The sequence below is a fragment of the Skermania piniformis genome, assembly GCF_019285775.1.
In the GTDB taxonomy this organism is placed as follows: Bacteria; Actinomycetota; Actinomycetes; order Mycobacteriales; family Mycobacteriaceae; genus Skermania; species Skermania pinensis.
Genome location: NZ_CP079105.1, coordinates 3,079,338 through 3,092,805 on the forward strand (window position 1 = coordinate 3,079,338; position 13,468 = coordinate 3,092,805).

The following is a 13,468-nucleotide window of genomic DNA, read 5'->3' on the forward strand; positions in this document are numbered from 1 at the left end:
ACCCATGGATCAGCCCGCCGAGCCACGCCGTCGCCGTCTGCTCATCGCCGCCATCGCGGGCGGCCTCGCCCTGCTCGTCGCGGTCGGCGTCGGCATATACGGGCTCGTGCGCGGCCCCGGCGACCGCATCGCCGACCCGGCGTCGTCCGGCACCGTCACCGTCGCGCCCTCGTCTCCCGTGCGCACTCCGGCCGCGCCCGCGCGGCTGCCCATGACCGGCGACGCGGAGGAGTTCGCCCGCGCGGCAGCGACCGCCCTGTTCACCTGGGACACGCTCTCCGGGTCGGCGCCCGCCGACTACGCGCAGGTGCTCTCCGATGCGGCCGATGACTCCGAGGCCGACGCGCTCGCCTCGGACGTGCGCGCCTATCTCCCGACCGCGGAGGCCTGGGCGCAGCTCACGACCTATCAGACCCGCCAGTGGCTCACCATCGACACCGCGACCGTGCCCGAAGCGTGGGAGGCGGCCGAGGCACAGGCCGCACCGGGCCAGCTCCCGCGCGGCGCGACCGCCTACACAATCACCGGTGCCCGGCACCGCACCGGCGTCTGGGGCACCGAGCCCGTCGAGGCGACCCGGCCGGTGTCGTTCACGGTGTTCATCGCCTGCGCCCCGCCGGCCCCGGAGTTCAGTGCGAGCCTGTGCCGCCTGCTCCGGCTCTCCGGGCTCGACAACCCGCTGCGCTGAGCGGGGCGTCTCGTGATGAAGAAACTGCTGGCGCTGGCCGTAGCCCTGATCTTGCTCGGCCCCTCGGCGGCGCTGATCGGAGTCGGCGTGCTGATGAACCCGGCCGCGACCGCGGCCTGTCTGCCCGGCTCGCTGATCGTCGGCGAGGTGCCCGACTCGCTGACTGCCACCACCCGGGTCGGCGAGATGGTCACCCTGAACAAGACCCAGCTCACCCACGCCGCCACGATCATCACGGTCGGTGCCCGCACCGCCGGCGTCGGCCGCCCTGGCGTGGTCATCGCGCTCATGGCCGCGCTCACCGAGTCGACCCTGCGGATGCTGGCGAACACGAGCGCCTACCCCGAGTCGGCGAACTACCCGAACGACGGCGACGGCGGCGATCACGACAGCTTGGGGCTGTTCCAGATGCGCCCGGCCTCGGGCTGGGGCACCGTCGCGGAGCTCATGGACCCGACCTACCAGGCGAGGGCCTTCTACGGCGGGCAGACCGGCCCGAACTACCCGTCCCCGAGGGGCCTGCTCGACATCCCCGGCTGGCAGCAGCTCGACCCCGGCGCCGCCGCCCAGGCCGTCGAGGTCAGCGCCTACCCCGACAGGTATCAGAACTACCAGCCCGTCGCGGAGGCCATCCTGGCCGCCCTCACCCGGCCCGTCACCTCCGGCGGCGGGGGCGGAGACTCGGCGCCGGTCGTGCCGGAGACGACACGGCTGGTGTTTCCGCTCCCCGAGGGGAGCTGGGTGCGCACGAGCCCGTTCGGGTGGCGAGACGACCCGATCACCGGCGAGCGGGCGTTCCATGCGGGCTCCGACTTCGCCGCCGTGGACGGCACTCCTATCTACGCGATCGCGGATGGGGCGGTGGTGTTCGCCGGACCCTCCGGCGGCTACGGGAACCTCATCGTCATCGAGCACACCGTCGCCGGCCAACGCGTCGCCTCCTACTACGGGCACATGTGGGACACGGGCATCTACGTCTCCGCCGGCGAGACTGTGACTGCTGGGCAGCACATCGGCGACGTCGGCTCGAACGGCAAGTCCACCGGCCCGCACCTGCATCTGGAGATCCACCCCGGCGGGTACGGCGCCGATCCGGTCGACGCCGATGCCTGGCTCACCGACCACGGCGCCGAGGGCATCACCCCGAGCGACGCCGCCCCGGCGGCCTGCACCGCAGGAGGTGCGTGATGGACGTGTTCCCCGACTTCGGCGGCGTCGGCGCCGCGGCCGAGCTGCGCTCCATCGTCGGCGCGCTGCTCATGTTCGTCCTCGTCACCGCCGTCCTCATGCTCATCGTCTGCGCGATCGTGTGGGCCGTCGCTTCCGCGCACGGCAACTACCACGCGGCGACCCGAGCGCGTACCGGCCTGTGGGTCGCAGTCGGCGCCGCAGCCCTGGCCGGTGCCGGGGTCGCGTGGCTGAACTTCCTCCTCGACGTCGGCACCCGCCTGTAGCGCGGCCGGCGCCGCCCGGAACGTGCGGGCGCACCTGACCGGCGAGAACCCATCTCGACCAGTCAAGGGAGCAACCGTGATCGACATCGACCCCAACGGGACCGGCCTGCCCGGCATCGAGCAACTGCGCATCATCGTCGGCGCGGTGATGACCGTCGGCCTCATCCTCTCCGTCCTCGCCCTCATCGTCTCGGCGATCGTGTGGGGCTTCGGCGCCAACTCCTCGAACCCGCACCTCGCGTCGCGCGGCAAGGTCGGCGTCCTCGTGAGCTGCGGCGCCGCGATCATCTGCGGCGCGTCGGTGACCCTCGTGAACTTCTTCTGGAACGTGGGCCAAGCGGTATGAGCCGCACGGAGCGCAGCTCGGCTGACCGGGGGCCGGGCCGATGAGCGTCTGCGATGTCCCGGTCATCTCCTCCGTCTGCGACACCGTGGGCGAGGGGGCCGCGTCGCTGATCGCGGCCCCCTTTGACTGGCTCGCACAAGCGATGGGCCAGGCCGCGGCCTGGCTGTTCGAGGCCGTCTGGACGGTCTTCGACACCACGACCCTCGTGGACGTCACCGGCGCGCAGTACGTCGCCGTCTACAACATCCTGTTCGGCGTCGCGGTCTTCCTGTTCCTGATCTTCTTCTGCCTCCAGCTCATCACCGGGCTCATCCACCGCGACCCCACCGCCCTCAGCCGTGCGGCTCTCGGGCTGGCGAAGTCGGTGCTCGGGTCGTTCCTGGTCATCACGCTCACCGCGCTGCTGCTGGAAGTCACCGACCAGCTCTGCGTCGGGATCGTGCAGGCCACCGGGAACACGATGGAAGGGATGGGCGACCGGATCGCCCTGCTCGCCGCCGGGTTCGGGGCCATCAACATCGCCGCGCCCGGCGTCGGCGCGATCATCACCATCTTCCTCGCCGGCCTCGCCATCAGCGCGGCGGCGATCGTGTGGTTCTCCCTCCTCATCCGCAAAGCGCTCCTGTTGGTCGCCATCGTGTTCGGCCCCATTGCGCTCGCCGGGGCAACCTGGGACGCGACCAAGGGGTGGTTCGCCAAGTGGGCGACGTTCGTCATCGCCCTGATCTTCTCCAAGCTCGTCCTCGTCGTCATCTTCCTCGTCGCGATCGCGCAGGTCTCCGCGCCCATCGAGCTCGACCTGGCCTCCATCAGCGACCCCATCGCCGGTGTCGTCCTCATGGCGATCGGCGCGTTCGCGCCCTACATCACCTACAAGTTCCTGTCGTTCGCGGGGATCGACATGTACCACGCAATGAGCAGCGAGCAGGAAGCGAAGCAGGCCCTCAACCGGCCCGTCCCGATCCCCGCCGCGCCCTCGGGCGACAGTGCGAAGAAAGTGCTCGACGGCGGCGCGCCTCCCAGCGGAGGAGGCGGCAGCGGAGGCGGTTCGAGTTCCTCCGGGGCCGCACCGAACGGCGGGGCCCCTGCTGCGGCTGCCGGTGGTGGCGGAGCTGCGGCCGGCGGAGCCGGAGCGAGCGGTGGCGCCGGGGCTGGCGCTGCCGGAGCCGGAGGTACCGGGGCAGGTGCCGCAGGCGCGGGTGCAGCGGCCGGGCCGGTCGGTGCCGCTGTCGTCGTCGGGGCCGCGGCGGTCAAGGGAGCAGCGACCGTCGGCCCGAAGGCCGGTGGCGCGGTCGGCGGCGCGGCCGAGAGCCACGCCGGCGCTGCCACCGAGCAGGCATCCCCGCCGCCCGTCCCGCCGTCGCAGGACACGCCTGCGACTCGGCCTGCCCCGTCCACGCCGTCGTCCGTGCCGCCCGCATCGTCGAGCTCGGCGCCGAGACGGCAGGACCCTCCGCCCCCGCCGTCCGCGAAGCCGACAGGAAAGGAGTAGGCCGATGGCCTCCAACACGCACAGCGACTACCCACTCGCCCCGGTGCAGTTCTCCCGCCTCACCAAACGCGGGGTCATGCTCGGCCTGTCGTTGCCGCAGCTCGTCGTCCTCGCGGTCGCGGTGCTCTCCGTCGTCGCCGGCCTCTACACCGGCGGTGGCATGGGTCTGGCCTGGACGTCCCCGGTCTGGGGCATTGCGGCCCTGGTTGCGGTCATCCCCGCCGGCGGCCGCAAGCTCATCGAGTGGGTGCCCATCGTCGCCCGCTGGATCGGGCGCACCTACCTCGGGCAGCTCATCTACCGCCGCCGCGTCATCAAGCCGCGCCCCGCCGGCACCCTCGCCCTTCCCGGTGACGCCGCGCCGCTGCGGGAGTGGGAGGACCCCGAGACCGGCGCGGCGATGATCCACGACCCGCACGCCCAGACCCTCACCGCGATTCTCGGCGTCTCGCATCCCGCGTTCGTGCTCCTCGATCCCGGCGAGCAGCAGCGCCGCGTAGGAGGGTGGGGCCGCGTGCTCGCTTCGGCCTGTCGCTCAGGGCGGATCGCCTGTATCCAGGTGTCCGAACGGACCCTGCCGGACTCCGGCACCGGCCTGGCGGAGTGGTGGCGCACGCACGGCACCGACGACGGCTCCTGGGCCGCGACCACCTACGCCGAGCTGATCGAGCGCGCCGGCCCCGCCGGAGAGCGGCACGCCACCACGATCAGCCTCGCCCTGGACATGAAGGCTGCCGCCCGGCAGATCAGGACCAGCGGCGGCGGGATGCGCGGCGCCGCGGCCGTGCTGCGTCAGGAGATGAGCACCCTCACCACGGCGCTGCGTGCAGCGGAGCTCACCTCGACCGGGTGACTCACGCCAGGCGAGGTCGCCGTCGTCCTCCGCTCGACCTACGACCCGGCCGCCGCGCCGGCCTTGGAGCGGCACGGGGCGCTCGGCCGCGACCTCGCCACGGCCGGCCCGGTCGCGGTGACCGAGACCTGGGACCGGCTGCGGTCGGACTCCGCGTTCCACGCGGTGCTGTGGGTCACCGAATGGCCGAGGTCCGCGGTTTATCCGGGGTTCCTCGCCCCGCTCGTGCTGTCCAACGGCATTCTGCGCACCCTCGCCCTGCACTACACGCCGGTTCGCGCTGACCGGGCGGCCAGGGACCTGCGGAAGAAGAAGACCGAGCTCATCAGCGACGCGGCCCAGCGTCGCAAGATCGGGCAGGTCGAGGACACCGCCGCCTCCGCCGAGCTCGATGACGTGCTCCAGCAGGAGGCCGACCTGACTGCCGGCCACGGAGTCCTGCGCGTCACCGGCCTCGTCTCCGTCTCGGCGCCGACCGTCGACGACCTCGACGCCGCGGTGGCTGCCGTCGAGCAGGCCGCCATCCAAGCGAGCTGCGAGACGCGGCGGCTGGTCGGTCAGCAGGCGCAGGCGTTCACCGCCGCCGCGCTGCCGCTGTGCCGGCCGGTCTGACCGGATGCACCTGCTCACCGATCCCCAAGTCCCGTGAAGGAGTCCCGACCATGCCGACCTTCGATGACCCGCAAGCCGACGCCGCCGAGGCGTCGGCCGCGCTGCGCGGCCTCGCCCACGCAACCCGCGCGATGCCCGAGCCCGCCGCGACCTACTCCGTGATCGGTGACCTGCTCGCCGGGGTCCGGTCGCTGCGGCAGGTGCTCGACCAGCTCGCCGCCGCGCACGTCGACAATCGCGTCCTTGCCCACGACGACGCCGGAGACCAGGCGGCCGGCGCGACCTCCGCGCTCGCGGCGGCGGACGAGCTGCACCAGGCCGGCGCGCTGCTGGACACGGTGGAGCGGCGGCTGGATGCCGCCTCCCAGCACTCCGGCCGCATCGCCTGGCAACCGGCTGCGCCCACCCCCGAACCGGCCCGCACGACCGCGCACATCGGCACGCTGACGCTGACGGTGTGGCCTGACGAGCCGCTGGGCGAACACCAGCGCTACGCCTACCGCATCGAGGACTCCGCCAGCGGGGAGACGATCGAGGGCCGGGACCTGTTCACCGGCACCGGAGCCCCGGTCGATCCCAGCCGGGCGCTGCGCGAGCTCGGCGTCGACCTCAGCGCCGCGGGCGAGGCCCGGAACTACGTCCTCGACAACCCCGGCACCCATCCCGAGAACGAGGGCCTGTTCCCGGAGTGGGCCGCCGACGCCGCGCTGCGCAGCTACACCGACCTGACCGTGTTCGCCGAGTTCGATCCGGCCGCCCTGGACGCAGAGCAGGCGCCCCTGACGGAGCCGGCGCTGCGGTGGATCAGCGTCGTGTTTCTGGACGGCTCCGAGGCCGACGAGGTGCTGGACCTCATTCGACGCGAGGGCACCGATGCGGCGATCGAGCATCTGGCTGGCTTCGACCTCGGCGAGGAGACCGCGCAGGCCGCGCTCGAGAACGGGTACGTCTACAGCACCCCGCCGACAGGCGCCCTGGATCGCACCGCGACCAGGGACATCTACACGCTCACCTACAACCCGTTCACGGGGCACATCGCCCTCCTCCGCGAGCACGACGCGCTGCCCGATCCCGTGCTCCTCAGCATCGAGACCCCGGCGCCCAGCGCGGCCTCCGCTCAGGCGCCGGCAGCCGAGCGCGAGACGGCCCGGCGGGTCGGCCGGGCCGGCGCGGAGACGGATTGGTTCGCCCGCCCGCCGGTGTCCCCGAGCCACGGCCGGGGGCTCGTGCTGTGACTGAGCGGGACGAGGGTCGGCTGCACACGAGCGTGCTGATCGGCCCGAACGGCGAGCGCCGGAAGCACCGCAAGGCCCGCCGCCAGGCGGCGGCGCAGGTCGAGGTCGACGCGCGGGCGGCCCGCAAGGCCGAGGCCAAGGCCAAGTGGGAAGCCGAGCAGGCCGAGAAACGCGCCACGGTCTTCCTCCCCGCCGCCGGGGAGGCGGGGCCCGCGGCGCTGCGGACGCCGGGCCGGTTTCGGCTGCCGCGTCACCAGGACACGTCCGCGACGCTCGCCGGGCAGTACCCGTTTCTCGCGGAAGCTGGCCTCGGCTCCTCGGGGGTGTTCGTCGGTCAGGACCTCTACAGCGGCGGATCGTTCGTGTTCGATCCGTGGGAGCTCTACCGGCGCGGCGTCATCACCGCGCCGAACATCGTGCTCGCGGGGATCGTGGGCAGCGGCAAGTCGTCGCTCGCCAAGAGTCTCTACACGAGGTCGCTGCCGTTCGGGCGGCGCGTCTACGTCCCCGGCGATCCGAAAGGGGAGCACACCCCCGTCGCCGAGGCGGTCGGCGGGCGGGCCATCGTCCTCGGCCACGGCCTGCGGAATCGGCTCAACCCACTCGATGAGGGCCACCGACCCTCCACCGTCAGCGACGCCGAATGGGCCTCGCAGGTCACTGCACGCCGCCGCGACCTGATCGGCGCGCTCGCGGAGACCGTGCTCGACCGTCCCCTCTCCCCGCTGGAGCACACCGCAATCGACCTCGCCCTGGCCGACGCGGTGCGCAGCGCGGAGGTGCCGATCCTCCCGATGGTGGTGGACCGGATTCTCGCCCCGAACCCCGCCGACGACGAGGACCGGCGGCTCGCGGAGGACGGCCGTCTCGTCGGCCACGCCCTGCGCCGCCTGGTCGCCGGCGACCTGCAAGGCCTGTTCGACGGCCCTTCGACGGTGCGGTTCGACCCGAGCCTGCCGATGGTGTCGCTGGACCTGTCGCGGGTCGCGGAGAACTCACCCCTCATCTCCGTGTTGATGACCTGTTCTTCGGCGTGGATGGAGTCGGCCCTGTCCGACCCGAACGGCGGGCAGCGGTTCGTGATCTACGACGAGGCATGGCGGCTCATGCAGTACCCGAGCCTCCTGCGGCGGATGGACGCGCAATGGAGGCTCGCCCGCCACTACGGGATCAGCAACATGCTCGTGTTCCACAAGCTCTCCGACCTCGACAACGTGGGCGACGCCGGGACTGCGATGCGCGCGCTCGCGTCCTCGCTGCTGGCCAACGCCGAGGTGCGGATCGTCTACCGCCAGGAGCCCGACCAGCTCGGCTCGACCGCGCTCGCGCTCGGGCTGACCGGCACCGAGCAGAAGCTGCTCCCCGGCCTCGGGACCGGGCAAGGGCTCTGGCGGATCAAGGACCGCAGCTTCGTCGTGCAGCACCAGCTCCACCCCGCCGAGCTCGCCGCGTTCGACACCACCGCCCGCATGACCAGCGAAACCCGCGAGTTCACGAATCCCGACGTGGCTTCACGAATCCCGAAGGCTCCGGGAGAGATCCGATGAGCCGGCCCCGCTACAAGCGCGCCGCCGGTGAGCACGCTGCCGAAGAGCCAGAGGCTCCAGTCGTCCTGCCGCACGTCGTCATGCAGGTCGCCGAGGACGGCACGATGACCGTCGCCGTCGACGGGGCACCGCACCTGCCGGAGCCGTTTGCCCCGCGCTGGCGGCGCGACTCGTTCGCCGCCGTCCTCGACCGGCTCACCGACCAGCACCGATCCCCGGTGCGCGTCGAGGTCCGCGAGGCGGACGGGACCGTGTTCACCGACATCATCACGCCTTTCCGCCGACGGGCCGTGCCCGAGCCGCCCGCGAGACCCGCCGCGTCGGCGCCGCTCCCGGTGCTCTACGGGGAAGGGTTCATGCCCGGTGAGGATGTGGCGATCGCCGTGGTCGTCGCCCACGGCGACGCCGCCCCGGACGGCACCATGCGCGGCCTCGTCACCACTGAGCAAGTCGCGGGCAGCCCAACCCGCGAGGTCATCCTGCTTGGCCGCGTCTCCGGCGCTGTGACCATCGGACACCCCGAATGAGCACTCCACGCCCTGCCGGTGCCTTCGGGGACGAGCTGAGCAACCTCGGCATCGGCTTCCTCATCGCGGCGGCGATGCTGGCCGGCATCCTCCGCGGGGCCGGTTCTGTCGCCGCCTGGATCACCGGCACAGGTCAACCCTCGGGCGGGGTCGAGGCCGGCCTTGGGGTGCTGCTGAACCCCGGCGACCCGGCCGTGCCGCTCGACGCGCCGGGGCTCAGTGCCGTCGCCTACTGGATCACCGCCGCCGTCCTCATCCTCGGCGCCGGAACGCTCGGCTGGTGGGTGTGGCGGTTCTTCCGCGAGCACGGCCGTCAGGTCACGGCCGACCCGTATCGCATCGCCGGGGTCGCCACCCGCTCCGAGGTCGCCAGGGCGGCCTCGGCGAAGGCGCTGCTGCGGCGCGCGGAACACCTGCGTCCCTCGCTCGCCAAGCCCCGGCCGGAGGAGGTCGGATACCGGATCGGCGCCTCGCGCGGCAGCGGGGTCTGGGCCTCGGTAGAGGACTCCATCCTGCTCATCGGCCCGCCCCGCTCCGGCAAAGGAGCCCACGTCGTCATCAACGCGATCTTGGACGCGCCCGGCGCCGTCATCACGACGAGCACCCGACCCGACAACCTCACCGCCACGTTGCGGGCACGGGAGACGATCGGCCCGGTCGCCGTCTTCGACCCGCAGCACCTTGCCGAAGGCGTGCCCGCCGGGCTGCGCTGGTCACCCATCCGGGGATGCGACGACCCCCTGACTGCGATGATCCGTGCCACCGGCCTCGCCGCCGGCACCGGCCTGTCCGCCGGCGGCGTCGAGGGCGGCGGGTTCTGGGAGGGCAAGACGAGGACGGCGCTCCAAGCCCTGCTCCACGCCGCCGCGCTCGACCACCGCGGACCCGACGAGCTGTTCCGCTGGACCCTCGACCCGTCCGCCGCAGCCGACGCGGTGGCGATCCTCACCGCCAACCCACGCGCAGCGACCGGGTGGGCGGAGTCGTTGCAGGCGATGATCGACTCCGACCCCCGCACCCGCGACTCGATCTGGCAGGGCGTGTCCCTCGCCCTCGCTGCCCTCGCCGACCCGCGCGTGCTCGATGCCGTGAGCCCGAGAGAGGGCGAGGACTTCGACCCCGAAGCGTTCCTCCGAGCTCGTGGCACCCTCTACCTCCTGGCGACCGGAGCCGGCGCGAACAATAGCGCAGCCTTGGTCGCCGCGTTCGTGGAAGACGTCGTGGAGGCTGCCCGGCGTATCGCCGCGGTCAGCCCCGGCGCGAGACTCGACCCGCCTGTGTTACTGGCACTCGATGAGGTCGGCAACTTGGCACCCCTGCCGTCGTTGCCGACGCTCATGGCCGAGGGAGGCGGCACCGGGATCACGACGATGCCCGTCTTGCAGTCGCTCGCCCAAGCCCGCGAGAAGTGGTCGGAGAACGCGGCCGGCGCGATCTGGGACGCAAGCATCGTCAAGATCATCCTGGGCGGCGCCTCCAACAGCCGCGACCTGCACGACCTCACCACCCTCATCGGCGAGCGAGACGAGGTGACCGACTCAACCACGGTCGGAGACCACGGCTCGCGCTCTGCGCAACGCTCCATCCGGCGGGTGCCGATCATGCCGCCCGACGCGATCCGCACCCTGCCGTTCGGCACCGCCCTGGTGTTGCTGCGGGCCGCGCCACCCATTGTCACGAGGATGCGCGCCTGGACGAACCGACCCGACGCCGCCCAGCTCCGTGCCGACAGAGCCGGCATCGAGGCCCTTTTCGAGCGCCGCTCGTAGGAGTCGGCGGGCGCACCTGCCTGGCATGAGCGGCCTATCGGGCCGCGGTGAATGTCAGGAGGACGGTCGCATGACTGAGCGCGAGACCGAACCGCTCTGGGGTTACATCGCCTCGGAGCCGGACATCAAGTCGACGAGGAACGGCAAGGCGCGGTTCTTCGCGTTCGTCGGTGAGCCGCAGTACCGCGACGAGCCGGACGGCTCCCGCGCGAGGGTGGGTACGCAGTATCGGCCGATGGTGGCCTACGGGCCTGCGGCCGAGGCCGCGGCGAGCAAGTTCGCCCGCGGGGACAACTTCGTCGCCGTCGGCTACAGCCGCCCCTACTCCTACAAGAAGGACGGGAGGGACATCTCCGGTAAGGAGTTCGTCGTCCTCGGGATCGGCCACGACTCGCTGCGGACGAATTACGACGTGGACCGTTCCGTCCGACCCGCCCGAGGCACAGGCGGCGAGCCGGCGGCTGTCGCCGCGAAGCGCGGCCAGGAGGTGCCATCCGAGTTCACGGCAGCCCGGACCTCGACCTCCGCCGGCCAGACGATCGCGCTGTGAAGGGGACGCATCATGGCTGAGAACGAAGCGATCCCCGAGTTCGAGGAAACGGGCGAGGACCCGGTCGGCGAGCGCGACCCGGTGCTCCCGCCCGAGCCGCCGCACCCGATCAACTGGAACCTGCTGACCGCCGACGAGGCCGAGGCCGAATGGCTGGAGCTCAACCGCTGGGTCAACTGGCTCCGCACGACCTACGGCCTCCCGGCCAGCGTCGTGCCGCCGTTCTGGCACCGGCACTCCGAGCTCGTGTGGGAGCTGTCCGCTCTGCACCTGCACTGGCTGGCGGCCTACGACGCCGAGCAGAACGCGAGCGCGCCGCTCGGCTGGCACCGCGACTTCGCGGACGCGCGGCAGCGGCTCCGCGATTGGGTTGCCGCCTGCGGCACGCGGCTGGACCGCGACCGTCCGACCCGGCAGACCGCCTGGCCCGGCGAGGACCCCGCCGAGCCGGTCGAGGAGACGGTGATCGAGAACCGCGACGAGGACTTCGTGGCATGGATGCTCGCCGATGTCGCCGCCCGTCGGCAAGCCGAGAACGAGTTCTACGCCAACCTGGACCCGAGCACCGGCGAGCTGCACGGCTGATGGGCTCCTACGTCAGGAAGACCGAGCGCCGTGCCTACCAGGATCGGTCGTTCTCCGTGCGGGCGGTGCACCGCGAGCCGCCGGACCTCCACAAGCTGGCGGAGCTGCTGATCCGCCTGACTTTGCAGGAGACCGGCCGCGGCCGTGCTGAGCGCCGAGCGGTCGAGCCGCCCGAGACGTATCGCCCTACCGGACCCGCGATCATGGCCGTGTCAGAGACGACCGGGTAGAATCGTGAACAAGCAAGCCTCGCGTCGGCGGGGTGTTGTGGTCCTAACCCCGCCGTTCTGACGGGCAACCTAACGTGGCCGATCCGGCCTAGTCCTAGAGCCTCCGGGCTTCTCTCACGATCAGCACCCCTCGGGCGTTCAGCCCGAGCGCGAGGGCCGATTCCCGTGAGAGAAGGCCCGCAAGTGACTTCCGCGTTCGCGCGTACCGCCGATCCGGTGCGCAGTCTCATCGACCCGCCCCAGGGCACCGCCCTGGCCGTGTCCTATCTGCGTGTCTCCACCAAGGAGCAGGCGGAAAAGGGCGGCACCGAGGAGGGGTTCTCGATTCCCGCCCAGCGGGAGGCCAACCGCCGCAAAGCCGAACAGCTCGGCGCGGTCATCGTGGAGGAGTTCATCGACGCGGGCGAGTCCGCTCGCAAAGCCGACCGCCCCGAGCTGATGCGGATGATCCAGTACGTCAAGCAGCACCGCGTCGCCTACTGCATCGTCCACAAGGTCGACCGGCTCGCCCGCAACCGCGCTGATGACGTGACCATTCACGTTGCGCTCCAAGAGGCCGGCGTCATGCTCGTCTCGGCCACCGAGAACATTGACGAGACGCCCTCCGGGATGCTGCTGCACGGCATCATGTCGACCATCGCGGAGTTCTACTCCCGCAACCTCGCCACCGAGGTCATCAAGGGCATGACGCAGAAGGTCGCCACTGGCGGCACCCCCTCGAAGGCGCCCATCGGCTATCTCAACGTCCGCGTCCGCGACGAGCTGGGCCGCGAGGTCCGCACTGTGCAGCTCGACCCCGACCGGGCGCCGCTGATCGAGTGGGCGTACAAGGCCTACGCCTCCGGGAACTGGACCGTCAGCCAGCTCCACGACGAGCTCACCTCGCGCGGGCTGCGAAGCCTCCCGACGCCGAAGCATCCGTCCAAGCCGCTCGCGGTGTCCTCGGTGCACCGGATGCTGACGAACCCGTACTACAAGGGCGATGTGATCTACCGTGGCGTCGCTTACAAGGGGGCACACGATCCGCTCGTCCCGGCGGAGGTTTGGTATCAGGTGCAGTCCATCCTCACCGCGCACAAGAGCGCGGCCGAGGCGACCCAGGTGCACGACCATTACCTGAAAGGCACCGTCTACTGCGGTGCATGCGGCTCCCGGCTGATCGTGTCGAACGCGAAGAACCGACACGGAAACGTCTACCCGTACTTCGTGTGCTCCGGCCGGCACTCCAAGCGCACCGACTGCTCCCGGCAGGCCATCCTCATCGAGGACGTGGAGCACTTGATCGAGGACTACTACCAGCGCGTGCAACTCGCTCCGGCCCGGCGCGAAGCACTAGCCGGGATGCTGCACCACGAGTTCGACCGGCTCATGTCGGCCGAAGTGGATGAGCTCGCCCAGCTCACCGCCAACCGGGACCGGCTGGAGCACGAGCAGGATCGGCTCATGCAAGCCCACTACGCCGACGCGATCCCGCTCGCCGTCCTCAAACGAGAGCAGGACCGCATCCTCGGCGAGCTCGACCAGGTGAACCGCCGGCTCGACGCCCACCACGGCGAATACACCGACGCCCGCGCCCACCT

At 71.6% G+C, this 13,468-nt stretch carries 13 protein-coding genes and 2 pseudogenes; 14 read left to right on the forward strand and 1 reads right to left on the reverse strand.

Annotation, left to right across the window (positions count from 1 at the left end; translation table 11 throughout):
• Nucleotides 1-4 precede the first annotated feature (4 nt).
• The 14 genes and pseudogenes from KV203_RS14210 to KV203_RS20100 form a co-directional block, all read left to right on the forward strand.
• Nucleotides 5-688, forward strand: a complete 684-nt coding sequence (locus KV203_RS14210) for a hypothetical protein (protein WP_066475049.1) — start codon at nt 5-7, stop codon at nt 686-688.
• Nucleotides 689-703: 15 nt separating this feature from the next.
• Entirely contained in the window at nt 704-1,876 is a 1,173-nt protein-coding gene (locus tag KV203_RS14215) for a M23 family metallopeptidase (protein ID WP_066475045.1), read from the forward strand.
• Nucleotides 1,876-2,142: a DUF6112 family protein gene (locus KV203_RS14220; protein ID WP_066475042.1), complete on the forward strand. Its 267-nt coding sequence runs from the start codon at nt 1,876-1,878 to the stop codon at nt 2,140-2,142. Before KV203_RS14215 ends, KV203_RS14220 begins: the two co-directional genes overlap by 1 nt.
• Before the next feature lie 76 nt (nt 2,143-2,218).
• The gene (locus KV203_RS14225; RefSeq protein ID WP_066475040.1) at nt 2,219-2,488 is read left to right on the forward strand and encodes a DUF6112 family protein; all 270 of its coding nucleotides are present in this window, start codon (nt 2,219-2,221) and stop codon (nt 2,486-2,488) included.
• 40 nt (nt 2,489-2,528) lie between these two features.
• Complete coding sequence (locus KV203_RS14230) at nt 2,529-3,980, forward strand: TrbL/VirB6 family protein (RefSeq protein ID WP_066475039.1); 1,452 nt, start codon at nt 2,529-2,531, stop codon at nt 3,978-3,980.
• A 76-nt stretch (nt 3,981-4,056) separates the two neighbouring features.
• A pseudogene (locus KV203_RS20000) lies at nt 4,057-5,445 on the forward strand (SCO6880 family protein).
• 50 nt (nt 5,446-5,495) lie between these two features.
• Nucleotides 5,496-6,680 carry a hypothetical protein gene (locus KV203_RS14240; protein ID WP_066475037.1) on the forward strand — a complete coding sequence of 395 codons (1,185 nt, stop codon included), beginning with the start codon at nt 5,496-5,498 and terminating at the stop codon, nt 6,678-6,680.
• Entirely contained in the window at nt 6,677-8,227 is a 1,551-nt protein-coding gene (locus tag KV203_RS14245; protein ID WP_066475034.1) for a TraC family protein, read from the forward strand. The genes KV203_RS14240 and KV203_RS14245 overlap by 4 nt, the downstream gene beginning before the upstream one ends.
• The gene (locus KV203_RS14250) at nt 8,224-8,754 is read left to right on the forward strand and encodes a hypothetical protein (protein WP_066475027.1); all 531 of its coding nucleotides are present in this window, start codon (nt 8,224-8,226) and stop codon (nt 8,752-8,754) included. Before KV203_RS14245 ends, KV203_RS14250 begins: the two co-directional genes overlap by 4 nt.
• A complete protein-coding gene (locus KV203_RS14255) occupies nt 8,751-10,523 on the forward strand; it encodes a type IV secretory system conjugative DNA transfer family protein (RefSeq protein WP_066475025.1) in 1,773 nt (590 codons plus the stop codon). Before KV203_RS14250 ends, KV203_RS14255 begins: the two co-directional genes overlap by 4 nt.
• A gap of 70 nt (nt 10,524-10,593) precedes the next feature.
• Entirely contained in the window at nt 10,594-11,073 is a 480-nt protein-coding gene (locus KV203_RS14260; protein WP_066475023.1) for a hypothetical protein, read from the forward strand.
• A 12-nt stretch (nt 11,074-11,085) separates the two neighbouring features.
• Complete coding sequence (locus KV203_RS14265) at nt 11,086-11,658, forward strand: hypothetical protein (protein WP_157079996.1); 573 nt, start codon at nt 11,086-11,088, stop codon at nt 11,656-11,658.
• Nucleotides 11,658-11,888 (forward strand): hypothetical protein, encoded by a 231-nt coding sequence (locus tag KV203_RS14270; RefSeq protein WP_066475020.1) that lies wholly within the window; start codon nt 11,658-11,660, stop codon nt 11,886-11,888. The genes KV203_RS14265 and KV203_RS14270 overlap by 1 nt, the downstream gene beginning before the upstream one ends.
• Before the next feature lie 258 nt (nt 11,889-12,146).
• Nucleotides 12,147-13,124: pseudogene (locus tag KV203_RS20100) on the forward strand (recombinase family protein); the annotation flags it as partial.
• A gap of 96 nt (nt 13,125-13,220) precedes the next feature.
• On the opposite strand, the gene KV203_RS19730 reads toward KV203_RS20100, so the two are convergent.
• Nucleotides 13,221-13,466: a hypothetical protein gene (locus tag KV203_RS19730; protein WP_066475016.1), complete on the reverse strand. Its 246-nt coding sequence runs from the start codon at nt 13,464-13,466 to the stop codon at nt 13,221-13,223.
• Nucleotides 13,467-13,468: the final 2 nt, after the last annotated feature.